We start from the raw sequence: 13,171 nt of genomic DNA, 5'->3' as shown, positions 1-13,171 counted from the left end.
GGCTGGACGCCGAGCGCGGGCGGCTGCTCGTGCGGCGGGCGCAGCTGCTGGCGGCGGCGCGGCCGGTGCCGGTCCCGATGCCGGTGGCCACGCGCGAGGCCTCACCGCGGGCGGCGCAGAATCTGCTGCTGTCGCTGGGCGGGGTGCTGCTCGCGGTCGCCGCGATCGCGTTCACGGTGGTCAGCTGGGGTCACCTCGGCATCGGTGGCCGGGCCGTCGTGCTCGGTGCGCTGACCGCCGCGGTGGTATCCGTCCCTGCCCTGCTGGTGCGGCGCGCGCTCAACGCCACCGGTGAGGTGGTGGCCTGCGTCGGCCTCGTCCTGCTGCTCCTCGACGCGTACGCGATCTGGCGCGCGGCTCTGCCGGGAGTGGACGGACCGCGGTACGCGGCCGTCTCGATCGCGCTGGTCAGTGCGGTGTGGGCGGTTTACGGGCGGCTGCCGCTGGTTCGGCGGCTTGCGCTGCCGGCGCCGGCCGCGCTGTTGCTGGCCCAACTCCCCTTGCCCACGATGGCGGTCGCGTACGGCTCGTCGTACGGGGTGGGCGCCGCGCTGGTGGCAACGGCGGCGCTGGATGCTGTCGTTGGGGTGCGTGCGCTGCGGGTGACGGCGGCGGTTGTGGGCACCGTCACGGGGATCGGCGGCCTGCTGGTCGCGTTCGTGCTCTCCGTGGACGCCGGTGGCTTCGGCGGCGCGGCCCGGGCGGCGCTTCTGCTGTTGGCGGGGGCGGCGGTGGCGCTGGCCTCCTGCTTGCGGGCGTTCCGGGCGCGGGGGTGGGCCGTGACGATGCTGACGGCGGTGGCCGGGCTCGCGGGCGTCGCCGCGTTCGGCGGGATCGTACGGGTGGCGGCGGGCGAGGACTGGGCGGTCCCGGGCTATCTGCTGTGCGCGGCCGCGCTGCTGGGGGCGCTCGCCGTCGCGTACGTACGCCATGCGCTGCCGCGCGCCGTGGCCAGGGGCCTCGGTGTCGGTGTGGGTGCCGTCCATGGGCTGGCGCTGCTGTGGGCGCTGCCCGGTCTGGCGGTCGGGGTGGTCGCCGGGGAGTGGATCGGGCCCGCTTCGGCTGTGGTGGTGCCGGTCGTGCTCGCGCTGGTGCTGCTGATACCGGCGCTACCGGGGATACCGGCCCCGGTGCCTCCGGCGCGCTTGGGTGCCCTGGTGCTGGGTGCGGTGGCGGCGGCCGTGCTGCCCTCGGCGCTCGGTCTGCCGTTCGCGGTGGCCGTGCTGCTGCGGGTGGCGGTGGTGGCGGTGCTGCTTCTGGTGCCCGGCCGGACGTCTTTGGGCTGTGCCGCCGTGCTCGCGGTGACCGCCGTGGCCTGGGGGCTCGCCACGTGGCCGGTGACCTTCGCGGTCCTCGGCATCCTACTGGCGGCATTCGCCCTTACCGCCGTGGTCCGTACCGCGCCGGAAGTCCGGGCTGTCGGCGGGGCCGCTGCGGTGGCCTGCGCGGCGGGGCTCGGGTGGGCGGCCCCGGTGGCGGCGGGTTGGCCGGCGTACGGCGCCTCGTTGGTGGTGCTCGGCGTCGCGGCGGGGGCTGTCGGGCTCGCGTTCGCGCTGCGGGCCCCGGCGCTGGAATACGCCGGGTACGCGGCGACGGGCCTCGCCATCGCCCTCGCCCTGGCGGCCGGTGACGGGGCGGTGTTGGCGCTGGTGCTCGCCCTGGCCGGTGTGCTGGCGGCGGCGGTCGCCCTGCGCGCCGACCGGCGGCCGCCCGCCGGGTACGCGGCTGCCGTCCTGATGGTGGCCGCCTCCTGGGTGCGGCTGGCCGCCTCCGACGTCACGGTGCCGGAGGCTTACGCCCTGCCCGTGGGCGTCGCGGCTCTCGGGGTCGGCCTCCTGCGCCGGCGGCGCGACGCGTCCGCCTCCTCCTGGGCCGCCTACGCTCCCGGCCTCGCCGCCACGCTCGTCCCGAGCCTCCTCGCCGCCTGGTCCGACCCCGGCTGGCCCCGGCCCCTCCTCCTCGGCTGCGCCGCGCTGGCGGTCACCCTGCTCGGCGCCCGGCACCGCCTTCAGGCCCCCCTCCTGCTCGGCGGCGCAGCCCTCGCTCTCGACGCCCTCCACGAACTCGCCCCCCTCGTCGCCCAAGTCGTCGGCGCCCTCCCCCGCTGGCTCCCCATCGCCCTCGCCGGCGTCCTCCTCCTCGCCACCGGCGCCACGTACGAGCAACGCCTCCGGGATGTCCGCCGCGTCCGCGACCTGCTGGGCCGCCTCCGCTAGCTTCCGGCGGCGCCGCGCGGGTCCTCCCCCCCCGCCCCTTCCCGAAACCGGGCTCTCCCCCAAACCTTCGTTTGGGTGGGGGTCCTCCCCCAGCCTTCGGCCGGGGGTACCCCCACCCAGCGTCCAACTGGGGGAGGCCGGCACAACCCGACCAAGGACGCAGGCGGCAACGCGACCCCGGCCACCCGCGCAGCAGGGGCGTGGGCGGATCCCCGCACGGCGGAGGGAGTCCGGCGCAGCGGCTCGAAGCCCGTGAGGCCTCCTGGGGCCGAGCGGTGCGAGAGGCGCGTAACAGGAGGAGCACCCGCCCACGGACCCTCACCAGGCAACGCACCCAGTCGGGGTCCAGGGGCAGCGCCCCTGGTTCCGGGAAGGGGCGGGGTGGGGGACGCCCACCAGCCGCCGCCTCAGATTCCCGGCCGTGACCTGGGAGTTGAGATCCCGCGGAAGATTCTTTCACCATAGTTGCGCAGGAATGCCACGGATTTCTGGAAGACGTCCGTCCTTTTCCCCCGGCGGCCCGGGTGTTGAAGTTCATCCGGAAATCACCGTATTCCTGAAAGTCCGTCTTGACGGTGATGCCGGAGCGTTCTTCTCGACGCGCGTGATCGTTTTCCTGATCAGCTCAGCACGATCCTTGGCCCCTACGGTGAGTAACGGATCGTCAGCTCTCCTGGCGGCGGAAACGCCGAGGGCCCGGAAGCTCTCGGCTTCCGGGCCCTCGGACCGGGGTGGGCGATACTGGGATCGAACCAGTGACCCCTTCGGTGTGAACGAAGTGCTCTCCCGCTGAGCTAATCGCCCCGGTGCGGGAACAACATTACCGCACCTCAGCCAGTGGCCGGACCACTCGCGGGCTCAGTGGGCATGCCACGGCATGACGAATCCGTAGCGGGCCAGATAGATCCCCACCAGCACCCCGATGATCACCAGGCCGACCGTGGTCAGGATGATGTTCCGGCGCCGCACGCGCGGGTCGAGCGCCCGGTGAGCCGCCTCGGTGACCTTGCTTTTGGTCCAGCGCAGGACGAGCTGGGCCCAGACGAACTCCGTCGCCCAGATCGCCATGCCGCCGAAGATCACCACCCACCCCGGACCGGGCAGCGGAAGCAGGAGCACCCCGCCGGCCACCACGGCGAGGCCGACCAGGAAGACCACCACCTGCCAGCTCAGGTGAAGCACCCGGGATCTCTTGATGAAGCGGGGCGCCCTCGAACCCAGGCCCCGGGTGGCGTCGGCGGGCTCGTCGGTTTTCGTCGCGTCGTCGTCACCCTCCGCAGTCATATCGCCCAACTTACCCGACTGATCGCGATCACCGGAATGGCCTTCCGGGCGATAAAGGAACTCGGCCGGACGAGGTACCAGAAGCCTCACAAACCAGTCAGAGGGGTTTACAACGTCCCCGCTGGTGGCATGTCGATTTCGCCGACGTGCGAATCCCCGAGCGCACACTGAGCGAAAGGCCCTGGCGCTTATGAACACCACGGTCAGCTGCGAGCTGCACCTGCGCCTCGTTGTGTCGAGCGAATCGTCACTGCCCGTCCCGGCGGGCTTGCGGTACGACACGGCCGATCCGTATGCCGTGCACGCCACCTTCCACACCGGTGCCGAGGAAACGGTCGAATGGGTATTCGCCCGCGACCTCCTCGCCGAAGGGCTGCACCGGCCCACCGGCACCGGAGACGTCCGAGTCTGGCCATCCCGCAGCCACGGCCAGGGCGTCGTGTGCATCGCCCTCAGCTCCCCGGAGGGGGAGGCCCTGCTGGAGGCCCCGGCGCGGGCTCTGGAGTCGTTCCTGAAGCGGACCGACGCCGCCGTGCCACCGGGCACCGAGCACCGTCACTTCGATCTGGACACGGAGCTCTCCCACATCCTCGCGGAGAGCTGACACCCCACGCCGTCCGCGGCCGTACTGATCTCGGGGGTACGGCGCGGACACGACCTGAGCGGAACCGCGAGAGCCGCTGTTCCGGAGCACAGCTCCGGGGCAGCGGCTCTCGCGCTAGAGTCGCCGGAACGCAACGCCTGACCCGGCCAGGGAGCGATTCCGTGCTCATCAACCATGACACCAAGTTCGCCCTCGACTCCGTCGTGGATCTGATCAACACAGGGCCGGAGTACGACGGCCGCGAAGGGCTGGCCGATGTCGCCGCCCTGCGAAGCTACGTCGAGCGGAACGACGTCAGCGAGGTCGGGCCGCTCGCCGAGCCGGACCTCAAGGCGGTACGAGAGGTACGGGACCGTTTCGCTCGGGTCTTCGCCGCCGCCGGCACCCCCGAGGCCGCAGCGCTGATCAACTCACTCGTCGCCGAGGCCGGCACCACCCCCCGGCTCACCGACCACGACGGCTACGACTGGCACGTCCACTACTTCGCCCCCGGCGCCTCGCTCGCCGACCACCTCGCCGCCGACTGCGGCATGGCCCTGGGCTTCCTGGTCGTCGCCGGGGAGCGCGAACGGCTGCGCCGCTGCGACGCCCCGGACTGCGGGCGCGCCTTCGTCGACCTGTCCCGCAACCGCTCCCGCCGCTACTGCGACAGCCGCACCTGCGGTAACCGGCTGCATGTGGCGGCGTACCGGGCCCGGCGGCGCGAGGCGGAAGCGCTCTAGCCCCGGCTCCGGCCTCAGAAGAACGGCCGAAGGTCGTACAGCGCCCCTGCGCCGAGCAGTCCGCCGATCACGGTCAGGAACAGCATCAGCGGCGGCTGGGAGAGGGCGAACAGGCAGCCGCGCGGCTCGGTGTTTTCTACTTCTGCTTCCATGGCCCTAGAGGTCGTGGGTCGCTCGACGGGGAGAACGAACTCACACAACCGTACGCTCCTGGGCATGCCAAGTACCGCTCAGAGGACGGCAGTTGAGGTCGCCAGGGCGATGATGTCGCAGGGCGGGGCGGCGGCGTGACCAACACACGCGTCCCGAGGAGTGATCTCAAACTCAGCCCGGGAAATTCTCAGAATGTGGACGCGGATCCAGACTCGAACTCAGATGCCGCGACGCTTCAGGATCTCCTCGATCTCGCTGAAGTCCGACAGCGACGGTTCCTTCCCCTTCGCGGGGAGCGCCGGGGCCGACGCCTTGCCCTCGACTGCCGGTGTGGCCTTTTCCTTGCCTTTACGGCGGCCGGAGGCGAACCGTCCGCCCACGTAGAGCACCGCCGAGACGGCCAGCACGCCGAAGCCCGCCCACACGCTGGGATTGAACACCAGATCGGCCGCCCAGGTGCCGACCGCCTTCCCGACCTTGCTGCCCAGGGTGACCAGACCGGTCATGTAGAGCCCGACCGGCAGCAGCGCCAGCGCGGCGGTGCGTATCGCCGCCAGATAGCGCCGGCGATACGCGGTGAGCAGGGCGATGGCCAGGCCTGCCGCCGAGAGCGCGACGCACACGGTCAAAGTGAGCATGCCTCCATCGTGCACCCGGCGCCGCCACGCCGACCACGCTCCGGCGCCGGGATCAGGGTGATCTCGGGGGCGGCTCCTCCCCGAGTGGGAGACTGTCCGTCATGAGTGATGCTTCCTCCCCGGCCGTCCTGGAGTACTGGTGCGAGCTGCAGTGCCCCGACTGCGCCGCCGCCCTGGACGATCTGCGTGCCCTCCGGGCCAAGTACGGTGACGCGCTGGTGATCCAACTCCGCCACTTCCCCCTGGACAAGCACAAGCACGCCTACGCTGCCGCCCAGGCCGCCGAGGAGGCCTTCGAGCAGGGGCGCGGCTGGGAGTACACGGAAGCCGTGCTCGCCCGGGTCGGCGAGCTCGCCGCGCGCGGCGAGAAGCTGCTCGTCGAGATCGCGGCGGAGGTCGGGCTCGACGCGGAGGAAGTCGACACCGCGCTCGTCGACGGCCGGCATCTGCTCGTCGTCGACGCCGACCAGGCGGAGGGGCGAGCGATCGGTGTCACCGGCACGCCCACGTACGTCATCGGCGGCGAACGGCTCGACGGCGGCACGAGCCAGGAGGGACTCCGGCAGCGCGTCGAGGCTATCGCCGACCGCCTGCTGGCCGGCTGACCAGGGGCAAGCCCCCTGGACCCCCGGGTGGGTGGGTTAGCCGGGGGCTGCGCGCCCCCGGACCCCGGGTGCCTTTCCCACCGGGTTGGTGGGAGAACGTTCCGCAAGGCGAGCGAAGCGAGATGGGGGCACCTCCCGCCCGAAGGGCGGGGGTGGAGGCACCTCCCAGCTAGACGCTCGGAGGTGCCCCTATCTCGCTTCGCTCGCCTCAGGCGGACGGCCTGACCCCAACCCGGAGGGTGGGTTGGGGTCAGAGCAGCGGCTTGCAGAGGTGGTGATTCGTCGGGCGGTAGCCGAGGGATTCGTAGAGCCGTAGGGCGGGGGTGTTGGCGGTGAAGACGTTGAGGCCGAGGTGGGGGGTGGCGGAGGCCAGGCATTCGCGTTCGGCGGCGAGCATGAGGGTGCGGCCGTGGCCGTGGCGGCGGTGGGCGGGGTGGACGGTGATGAGGAAGACCCAGGCGGGCTCGCGGAGGCGGAGCCAGAGGTGGCCGACGTCGGTGCCGTGGTGGGAGAGGACGCGGAGGGCGGTCCGGGGGGTGGCCGGGCCCTCGGGGAGGGTGGCGAGGTAGTCGGCGTCGGCCACGGCGACGGCGCGGTCGGGGGCCATGCCCCGGTCGACCCAGCTCTGGATGTACTCGGCGCGCTCGCGCTCGTACCAGGACGCGTAATCCGCCTCGTTCATGGGTCGTACGGCGCTGCCTGCCGGCAGGTCCGGCGGCAGCGCGGGCAGCGTCTTGGCCATGCCACGGTTCCGCTCGGTGTAGCCGAGCGTCGTGGCGAGGCGGAGGGCGACGGACGCGTCGGCGGGGATGCTGACCTCGGCGCGGCGGCAGCCCCAGCCGCGCAGGACTTCCTCGGCGGCAAGGGCGGCGACCGTGCCGCGGCCGCGCCGCTGGTCGGCGGGGTCGATGCGGAGGGCGACGATGCGGCCGACGTCGGAGCCGAAGCGGGAGTCCGTGCTGACGGTGATCTCGCCGACCGGGCGGCTGTTGACGCACACCGTGTAGCGGCGGGCGCGGACCCCGCCGCGCCAGCGTTGCTCGGGCTCGGCGGGGCGCAGGGTCGTGGTCACGGGTTCGGGTGGGCGGCAGCGCGTTCGGCGAAGGTCCGCATCGCCTTGGCGGTGACCGGACCGGGGGCGGCGGCCACCGGGCGGGCGTCGATGGCGTGGATGCCCTGCACATCGCGCAGGGTGGAGGTCAGGAAGAGCTCCTCGGCCTCGTCGAGCGCGTCGAAGGGAAGGTCGGCCTCCTCGGCGCCGCTCCACTCGGCGACCAGTTCTCGGGTGATGCCGGCCAGGCAGCCGGAGGCGAGCGGCGGGGTGAGCAGCTTGCCACCTATGACGACGAAGATGTTGGATCCCGTGCCTTCGCAGAGCAGGCCCTGGGTGTTGGCGAAGATCGCCTCGGAGGCGCCGTTGCGGTGGGCCTGGGCGAGGGCGACGACGTTCTCGCCGTAGGAGGTGGTCTTGAGCCCGGCCAGGGCGCCCTTCTCGTTGCGGGTCCAGGGCACGGTGACGACGGCGGTGGTGTCGGGCCGTACGGAGGCGGTGCCGAGCGCCACGACCAGCGTCGGGCCGGTGTCGCCGCGCTCGGAGCCCAGCGGGGAGGTGCCGCCGGTGTACGTGATCCGGAGCCGGCCGAGCGGCATGGGGTTGTCGGCGAGGACCGCCTCGCAGGCCCGGCGGACCTGGTCGAGGTCGGGTTCGGGCAGGCCGAGGCCCTGCGCGGAGCGGGCCAGCCGGCGCAGGTGCCGGTCCATGGCGAAGGCCGACCCGTTGACCGCCTTCAGCGTCTCGAAGACGCCGTCGCCCACGGTCAGTCCGTGGTCCATGACAGACACGGTCGCCGCGTCCCCGTCCCGCAGTCCGCCGTCGACCCAGATGCTACTCACAGCGTCTCCTCGCTCGTCGTGTCGTACTCCCCCGACGCTACCGCCAGCAGCCGGGATGCCTTCAGCTCGGTCTCTTCCCACTCCCGCCCGGGGTCCGAACCCCAGGTGATCCCGGCGCCGGTGCCGAAGCGCAGCAGAGGGCCGCCCGGAGCCGCACGGTCGATCCAGAACGTACGGATGCCGACCGCCAGCTCGCCGGTGCCGCGGTCGGCATCGACCCAGCCGATGCCGCCGCAGTAGGGGCCGCGCGGGGCGGTCTCGAGCTCTCCGATGATGCGCAGGGCGCTGGACTTGGGCGCGCCGGTGACCGAGCCGGGCGGGAAGGTCGCCGCGAACAGCTCGGCCCAGCCTGCCCCGTCGCGCAGTTCGCCGCGCACGGTGGAGACGAGGTGCACCAGGCCGGGGTGCTTCTCGACCACGCACAGCTCGGGGACGGTGACGGTGCCGGTGGCGCAGACCCGGCCGAGGTCGTTGCGGACCAGGTCGACGATCATCACGTTCTCGGCGTGGTCCTTGGGCAGCAGATCCGCCTCGGTGCGGCCGGTGCCCTTGATCGGGCCGGACTCGACGGCGGAGCCCCGGCGGCGCAGGAAGAGTTCGGGCGAGGCGGTGGCTATCTCGACGCCGTGCGCGGGCAACCGGATCGTTCCTGCGTACGGGGCCGGGTTGCCGCTCGCCAGCAGCGCGGTCAGCGCGTCCACATCGGCGTCGGGCGCAATGGGCGCGGACAGCACGCGGCAGAGGTTGGCCTGGTAGACCTCGCCGGCCGCTATGTACGCGCGGATGCGGCGCACCCCCGCGGTGTAGGCGTCCCGGTCGAGCGAGGAGACCCAGTCGGCGGGGGCGGGTCCGTGCCACTTCCCGGCGGGGGGCGCCGGGTCCGGACGTACGTCCAGGAAGCGCGCGCAGACCGTCTGCCCCTCGAAATCGGCGGCCACCGCCCAGAAGCCCGAGGAGTCGAGAGCGGTGGGGTCCGTGGTGACATCGCGCAGGTCGGAGGCGACAAGGCCGCCGAACCTGGCCATGGGGGCGAGCTCGGGCACGGGGGTTCCTGGGTCGGTCGGGAGGGTCCTCTGCGAGTCTAGAACCGGGGCGGCCGAGGAGATGGCCTGGTCACCTGCCCGGCACGCTGCGGAAACACGTTTTGGAGGCGGCGGGGGAATCCGCTAGAGTTCAACACGTCGCCGGGACGCGGAAGCGCCCCGGAGCACCGGCACCTGCGGACGTAGCTCAGTTGGTAGAGCGCAACCTTGCCAAGGTTGAGGTCGCCAGTTCGAACCTGGTCGTCCGCTCGGAGTGGGGGATTCTTCCCGAGCCCCTGCGTTGGTGGAGTGGCCGAGAGGCGAGGCAACGGCCTGCAAAGCCGTCTACACGGGTTCAAATCCCGTCTCCACCTCTACGGACGATTAGCTCAGCGGGAGAGCGCTTCCCTGACACGGAAGAGGTCACTGGTTCAATCCCAGTATCGTCCACTGGACCCTCGCGGGTCCTCTCGCGCGATTAGCTCAGCGGGAGAGCGCTTCCCTGACACGGAAGAGGTCACTGGTTCAATCCCAGTATCGCGCACGCGACACCCCGCAGCACCAGGACGATTAGCTCAGCGGGAGAGCGCTTCCCTGACACGGAAGAGGTCACTGGTTCAATCCCAGTATCGTCCACCACCAATCCCCGGGTCAGCTCTGGCTGACCCGGGGATTCGTCGTTCAGGACGGCTTCAGGACGAGAAGAGCATGTGGCCCAGGCTGCGGTGCTTGTGGTGGCCGTAGTGACCGCCGCCGTGTCCGCCGTGCTGCGGGGCGCCCCAGGAGGGCGCGTGCTGCTGGGGGTAGGGCTGCGGGGCCGGGGCCGGGTAGGCCTGCGGCGGCGGGGCGGGCTGGGCGGAGTACTGCGCCTCGATACGGGTCAGTGCCTCCAGCTCGCCGTAGTCCAGGAAGATTCCCCGGCAGTTGCCGCACTGCTCGATCTGGACGCCGTTGCGGTTGTACGTCTGCATCGGGCCATGACACTTGGGACAGAGCATCGTCGGCTCAACTCCTCGCGCTTGCTGGTCACCGCCGGAACGTCCGTCCGGCGAGGCTTGGTTCACGATACTTGCGCCATGCGGCGGCAGGCGTCGTGCACGGCTTGTTCCATTTCATCGAGTACGCGGCCCTCCGCCACGGACTTCGCGACGGCTGTCGCCGCCGTCTGTACGGCCAACGCCCGGGCGGGCACGTCGAGATACGGCCACGGGTCGCCCTGCCCCGGCACGGCGGGGCCCCCGGCGGCCCGGTACGCCCCCAGAAAGCGACACCAGACCCCCGGGGCCAGCACACCGGCCGCGAACCACATCGCCGGCCGGGCCAGGTCCCAGGCAGGGTTGCCCATCCCGAGGTCGTCCACATCGATCAACCGCCAGGGCCCGTCGGGCGGCGGGTGCCGCACGAGTTGGCCCAGATGAAGATCCCCGTGGCACAACGCCTGACGGTGCGACGGCGACGGGGCCTCGTCGCGAGCCCACGCCGGCAGCCCCGCCCAGGCATCCAGCACCGCCGCGTCCGGCCTCGCGGCCCGCATCCTTGCCACCGCCCGCGCCGCCTTCGCCGGGCCGCGCATCGGCGGCAGGGCGTGCGGGGGCGGCGTCGAGTGCAGCCGGGCCAGCAGCACGGCGGCCTCCTCCCAAGGCGCGGCCTCGGGTTCGGTGTTCCGCCGCACCGGCTCTCCGTAGGGCCATGCGGTCACCGGTCGGCCGTGCAGCACCGATACGTACGGCAACGGCGGCAGCAGGACTCCGGCCAGGGACGAGTGAGCCGCCACCGCCACCCGCTGCGCGAGCGCTTCGCGGTCGGAGTCAGCGGCATGCGCCTTGAGTACGACTCCCCCGCCGCGGACGACGGTACCGTCGCTGCGCTCGGCGAGGACGGCAGTGTCGTGAACTGCCCCGGACCCGGCAGCTATTGCCCGAGCCCGCAGAGCGTCGGTCAGTGTCGGTGCTCCGGCCACGCCCCTCCTCATTTCCGCGTCCCCCACCCTACGGTCGACGCTCGGCCAGGGATCCGCGGTTCCGGGTCGGCGGTGAGCCGAAGCGGAACGGCCGCTGTCGAAGACGGCACCGAACCGGCAACCCGAGCCTCAAAGAAAAATGCCCGGGCACCCATTGCTGGACGCCCGGGCACTGAGCCGTCCGCCGGACCCCCGTCCCCACGGGGTTTCGACACCGGTGTCTCCCCCAGCCTTCGGCTGGGTGGGGGTCCCCCCGGCCGAAGGCTGGGGGGACCCCCACACCCGGACCGCTCTTCCGGGCAAGGGGCGATCTGTCAGCGCCCCATAAGACCGGCCACGGACGACGCTTGAGTGACCACTGCCTGCCAGCCCCCGAAGGCCACGACGAGGAGCACCGCGAGCGGCAGCACCATCGCTACCGCCACCAGCGGATGCCGGGTGCCGGACGGGCGTATACCGATGGCGGCGATCCTGCTGCCGCGAGTCGGCCGTGCCGTATGGCTCACCGTGTTCGCCATGGCCCTCTCCTGGGGTTGGTCTGTGGTGGGGCGGCGGGCGTTACGCCTCGGGGGACGAGTGCTCCGCCCGCCGCTTGACCTCAACATTAGGGACGCGGGCGACGCCGGTCGTCATGCCCTCGTATCGATTGACTGGCCTCCCGGAGGATGACTCCGGGAGGTTCCGAATACTCCCCTGGGTGGAGACGGCGGGCGCCGGCCCCTGGGGGGGTCAGGGCTCGACCCTGATCATGCCGCGCCTTCCTCGTCGGCCTGGTCCCTCGGCACCGGCTGCTCGACCAGGGCCAGCACCCGGGTGGCCATGAAGCGGGCGGTGCGCACCACGGAGCCGCTGCGGGTGACCTCGCTCACTTCCACCACCCCGCGACGGACCGCCGTCTCGACCCGGCGACCGGCTCGGGTGGCGATCACCTCATAGGTCCGGGTGGTGTCCCCGGCGTCCACCACTATCTCCACACGATCACCTTTCACGGCGTCAATCCCCCTTGCGTGACGGGCCGTTGATGGTGGGAAGGCGGCCCTTGCGCGGCGTCCGACGGACCGTTTCCCATATCTCCAGGATCTCACCCGGCACTGACAATCCTCCGTCCGGCGCATGCGCGGCCTATCAGCACACCGCGCGGTCAGTCCGTAAGCTGTGGACGTCAGAACTGGCCAGGCAGGCAGCGGGGATGGACATGACGATGATGCGGCTCCGGCGCGAGGATCCGCGTGTCGTCGGCTCCTTCCGGCTGCACAGGCGGCTGGGCGCCGGCGGCATGGGCGTGGTCTACCTCGGCGCGGACAAGCGCGGCCAGCGGGTTGCCCTGAAGGTGATCCGGCCGGAGCTGGCGGAGGATCAGGAGTTCCGCTCGCGTTTCGCCCGTGAGGTGTCGGCGGCGCGGCGGATCCGCGGCGGCTGTACGGCGCGGCTGGTGGCGGCCGATCTGGACGCGGACCGGCCGTGGTTCGCCACGCAGTACGTCCCCGGGCCCTCGCTGCACGACAAGGTCGCGCAGGAGGGGATCCTGAGCGCGGCCGAAGTCGCCTCCATCGGCGCCGCGCTGGCGGAGGGTCTGGTCGCGGTCCATGAGGCGGGCGTCGTACACCGGGATCTGAAACCGTCGAACATCCTGCTGTCCCCGAAGGGGCCCCGGATCATCGACTTCGGCATCGCCTGGTCGACGGGCGCGAGCACGCTGACACATGTCGGTACCGCGGTCGGCTCGCCGGGCTTCCTGGCACCCGAGCAGGTGCGGGGCGCAGCGGTCACCCCGGCGACGGATGTGTTCGCCTTCGGCGCGACGCTGGCGTACGCGGCGACGGCGGACTCGCCCTTCGGGCAGGGCAGTTCCGAGGTGATGCTCTATCGGGTTGTGCACGAGGAGCCGGATCTGGGCGGGGTGCCGGACTCGCTGGCGCCGCTCGTCTACGCCTGCCTCGGGAAGGATCCCAAGGACCGGCCCAGTACGGTCCAACTCTCGGAGCGGCTGGCGGAGATCGCGGCGCGCGAGGCCCGGGGGCTGGGCGCGGGCGCTCCGCGGGGGCCGGAGCGGCCGACCGGGGCGCGCGCCCAG

15 protein-coding genes and 6 tRNA genes are annotated in these 13,171 nt (G+C 72.1%); 10 read left to right on the top strand and 11 right to left on the bottom strand.

From position 1 onward, the window contains the following. The first annotated feature begins 2 nt into the window (after positions 1–2). Positions 3–2,216: an SCO7613 C-terminal domain-containing membrane protein gene (locus tag EFK10_RS47585; RefSeq protein WP_240677342.1), complete on the top strand. Its 2,214-nt coding sequence runs from the start codon at positions 3–5 to the stop codon at positions 2,214–2,216. A 732-nt stretch (positions 2,217–2,948) separates the two neighbouring features. Here EFK10_RS47585 and EFK10_RS20190 read toward each other — a convergent pair. Both EFK10_RS20190 and EFK10_RS20185 read right to left on the bottom strand, forming a co-directional pair. Further along, positions 2,949–3,020: transfer RNA gene (locus EFK10_RS20190), tRNA-Val, on the bottom strand. 54 nt (positions 3,021–3,074) lie between these two features. After that, positions 3,075–3,500, bottom strand: a complete 426-nt coding sequence (locus tag EFK10_RS20185; RefSeq protein ID WP_127357069.1) for a TIGR02611 family protein — start codon at positions 3,498–3,500, stop codon at positions 3,075–3,077. 190 nt (positions 3,501–3,690) lie between these two features. On the opposite strand from EFK10_RS20185, the gene EFK10_RS20180 reads away from it, so the two are divergent. Together EFK10_RS20180 and EFK10_RS20175 are read left to right on the top strand one after the other, a co-directional pair. Further along, positions 3,691–4,104: an SsgA family sporulation/cell division regulator gene (locus EFK10_RS20180; protein ID WP_003959770.1), complete on the top strand. Its 414-nt coding sequence runs from the start codon at positions 3,691–3,693 to the stop codon at positions 4,102–4,104. Between the two features lie 161 nt (positions 4,105–4,265). Then, positions 4,266–4,826, top strand: coding sequence for a CGNR zinc finger domain-containing protein (locus EFK10_RS20175; RefSeq protein ID WP_127357068.1), 561 nt, complete (start codon positions 4,266–4,268; stop codon positions 4,824–4,826). Positions 4,827–4,840: 14 nt separating this feature from the next. On the opposite strand, the gene EFK10_RS47580 is transcribed toward EFK10_RS20175, so the two are convergent. Beyond that, positions 4,841–4,978, bottom strand: a complete 138-nt coding sequence (locus EFK10_RS47580) for a hypothetical protein (protein WP_164836074.1) — start codon at positions 4,976–4,978, stop codon at positions 4,841–4,843. Positions 4,979–5,197: 219 nt separating this feature from the next. After that, on the bottom strand, positions 5,198–5,617 hold the full coding sequence (locus EFK10_RS20170) for a hypothetical protein (protein WP_127357067.1): 420 nt from the start codon (positions 5,615–5,617) through the stop codon (positions 5,198–5,200). Positions 5,618–5,718: 101 nt separating this feature from the next. Between EFK10_RS20170 and EFK10_RS20165 the strand changes: the two genes are divergently transcribed. Next, positions 5,719–6,222 carry a DsbA family protein gene (locus EFK10_RS20165; protein ID WP_127357066.1) on the top strand — a complete coding sequence of 168 codons (504 nt, stop codon included), beginning with the start codon at positions 5,719–5,721 and terminating at the stop codon, positions 6,220–6,222. Positions 6,223–6,472: 250 nt separating this feature from the next. Here the strand turns inward: EFK10_RS20165 and EFK10_RS20160 are convergent, their stop codons facing one another. Genes EFK10_RS20160 through EFK10_RS20150 form a run of 3 tightly spaced genes read right to left on the bottom strand, consistent with a single transcriptional unit; the run spans position 6,473 to position 9,158 of the window. Continuing rightward, positions 6,473–7,294, bottom strand: coding sequence for a GNAT family N-acetyltransferase (locus tag EFK10_RS20160; protein ID WP_127357065.1), 822 nt, complete (start codon positions 7,292–7,294; stop codon positions 6,473–6,475). After that, positions 7,291–8,055, bottom strand: a complete 765-nt coding sequence (locus tag EFK10_RS20155) for an aminotransferase class IV (RefSeq protein ID WP_127357070.1) — start codon at positions 8,053–8,055, stop codon at positions 7,291–7,293. The genes EFK10_RS20160 and EFK10_RS20155 overlap by 4 nt, the downstream gene beginning before the upstream one ends. Positions 8,056–8,111: 56 nt before the next feature. Continuing rightward, positions 8,112–9,158: a chorismate-binding protein gene (locus EFK10_RS20150; protein ID WP_127357064.1), complete on the bottom strand. Its 1,047-nt coding sequence runs from the start codon at positions 9,156–9,158 to the stop codon at positions 8,112–8,114. A 176-nt stretch (positions 9,159–9,334) separates the two neighbouring features. Here EFK10_RS20150 and EFK10_RS20145 point away from each other — a divergent pair. The 5 genes from EFK10_RS20145 to EFK10_RS20125 all read left to right on the top strand — a co-directional run bounded on the left by EFK10_RS20145 (position 9,335) and on the right by EFK10_RS20125 (position 9,776). Beyond that, positions 9,335–9,407: transfer RNA gene (locus EFK10_RS20145), tRNA-Gly, on the top strand. Positions 9,408–9,440: 33 nt separating this feature from the next. Next, positions 9,441–9,511 (top strand) — tRNA-Cys (locus EFK10_RS20140). 4 nt (positions 9,512–9,515) lie between these two features. Next, positions 9,516–9,587, top strand: a tRNA-Val gene (locus EFK10_RS20135). 22 nt (positions 9,588–9,609) lie between these two features. Beyond that, positions 9,610–9,681, top strand: a tRNA-Val gene (locus EFK10_RS20130). A 20-nt stretch (positions 9,682–9,701) separates the two neighbouring features. Beyond that, positions 9,702–9,776, top strand: a tRNA-Val gene (locus EFK10_RS20125). 53 nt (positions 9,777–9,829) lie between these two features. On the opposite strand, the gene EFK10_RS20120 is transcribed toward EFK10_RS20125, so the two are convergent. The 4 genes from EFK10_RS20120 to EFK10_RS20105 all read right to left on the bottom strand — a co-directional run bounded on the left by EFK10_RS20120 (position 9,830) and on the right by EFK10_RS20105 (position 12,086). Beyond that, positions 9,830–10,135 carry a TFIIB-type zinc ribbon-containing protein gene (locus tag EFK10_RS20120; protein WP_127357063.1) on the bottom strand — a complete coding sequence of 102 codons (306 nt, stop codon included), beginning with the start codon at positions 10,133–10,135 and terminating at the stop codon, positions 9,830–9,832. A 62-nt stretch (positions 10,136–10,197) separates the two neighbouring features. Continuing rightward, entirely contained in the window at positions 10,198–11,109 is a 912-nt protein-coding gene (locus EFK10_RS20115; protein WP_127357062.1) for an aminoglycoside phosphotransferase family protein, read from the bottom strand. A gap of 302 nt (positions 11,110–11,411) precedes the next feature. Beyond that, the gene (locus tag EFK10_RS20110; protein ID WP_127357061.1) at positions 11,412–11,615 is read right to left on the bottom strand and encodes a hypothetical protein; all 204 of its coding nucleotides are present in this window, start codon (positions 11,613–11,615) and stop codon (positions 11,412–11,414) included. Positions 11,616–11,843: 228 nt separating this feature from the next. Further along, positions 11,844–12,086 carry a hypothetical protein gene (locus tag EFK10_RS20105; protein ID WP_127357060.1) on the bottom strand — a complete coding sequence of 81 codons (243 nt, stop codon included), beginning with the start codon at positions 12,084–12,086 and terminating at the stop codon, positions 11,844–11,846. 200 nt (positions 12,087–12,286) lie between these two features. On the opposite strand from EFK10_RS20105, the gene EFK10_RS20100 reads away from it, so the two are divergent. Then, on the top strand, positions 12,287–13,171 hold an 885-nt coding region (locus EFK10_RS20100), incomplete at its 3' end, for a serine/threonine-protein kinase (protein WP_164836073.1).

This window comes from Streptomyces soli (genome assembly GCF_003999195.1).
GTDB classification, from domain to species: domain Bacteria; phylum Actinomycetota; class Actinomycetes; order Streptomycetales; family Streptomycetaceae; genus Actinacidiphila; species Actinacidiphila soli.
Note: the sequence above shows the minus strand (reverse complement) of the source record. Positions and strands in the feature narration are given on the sequence as shown.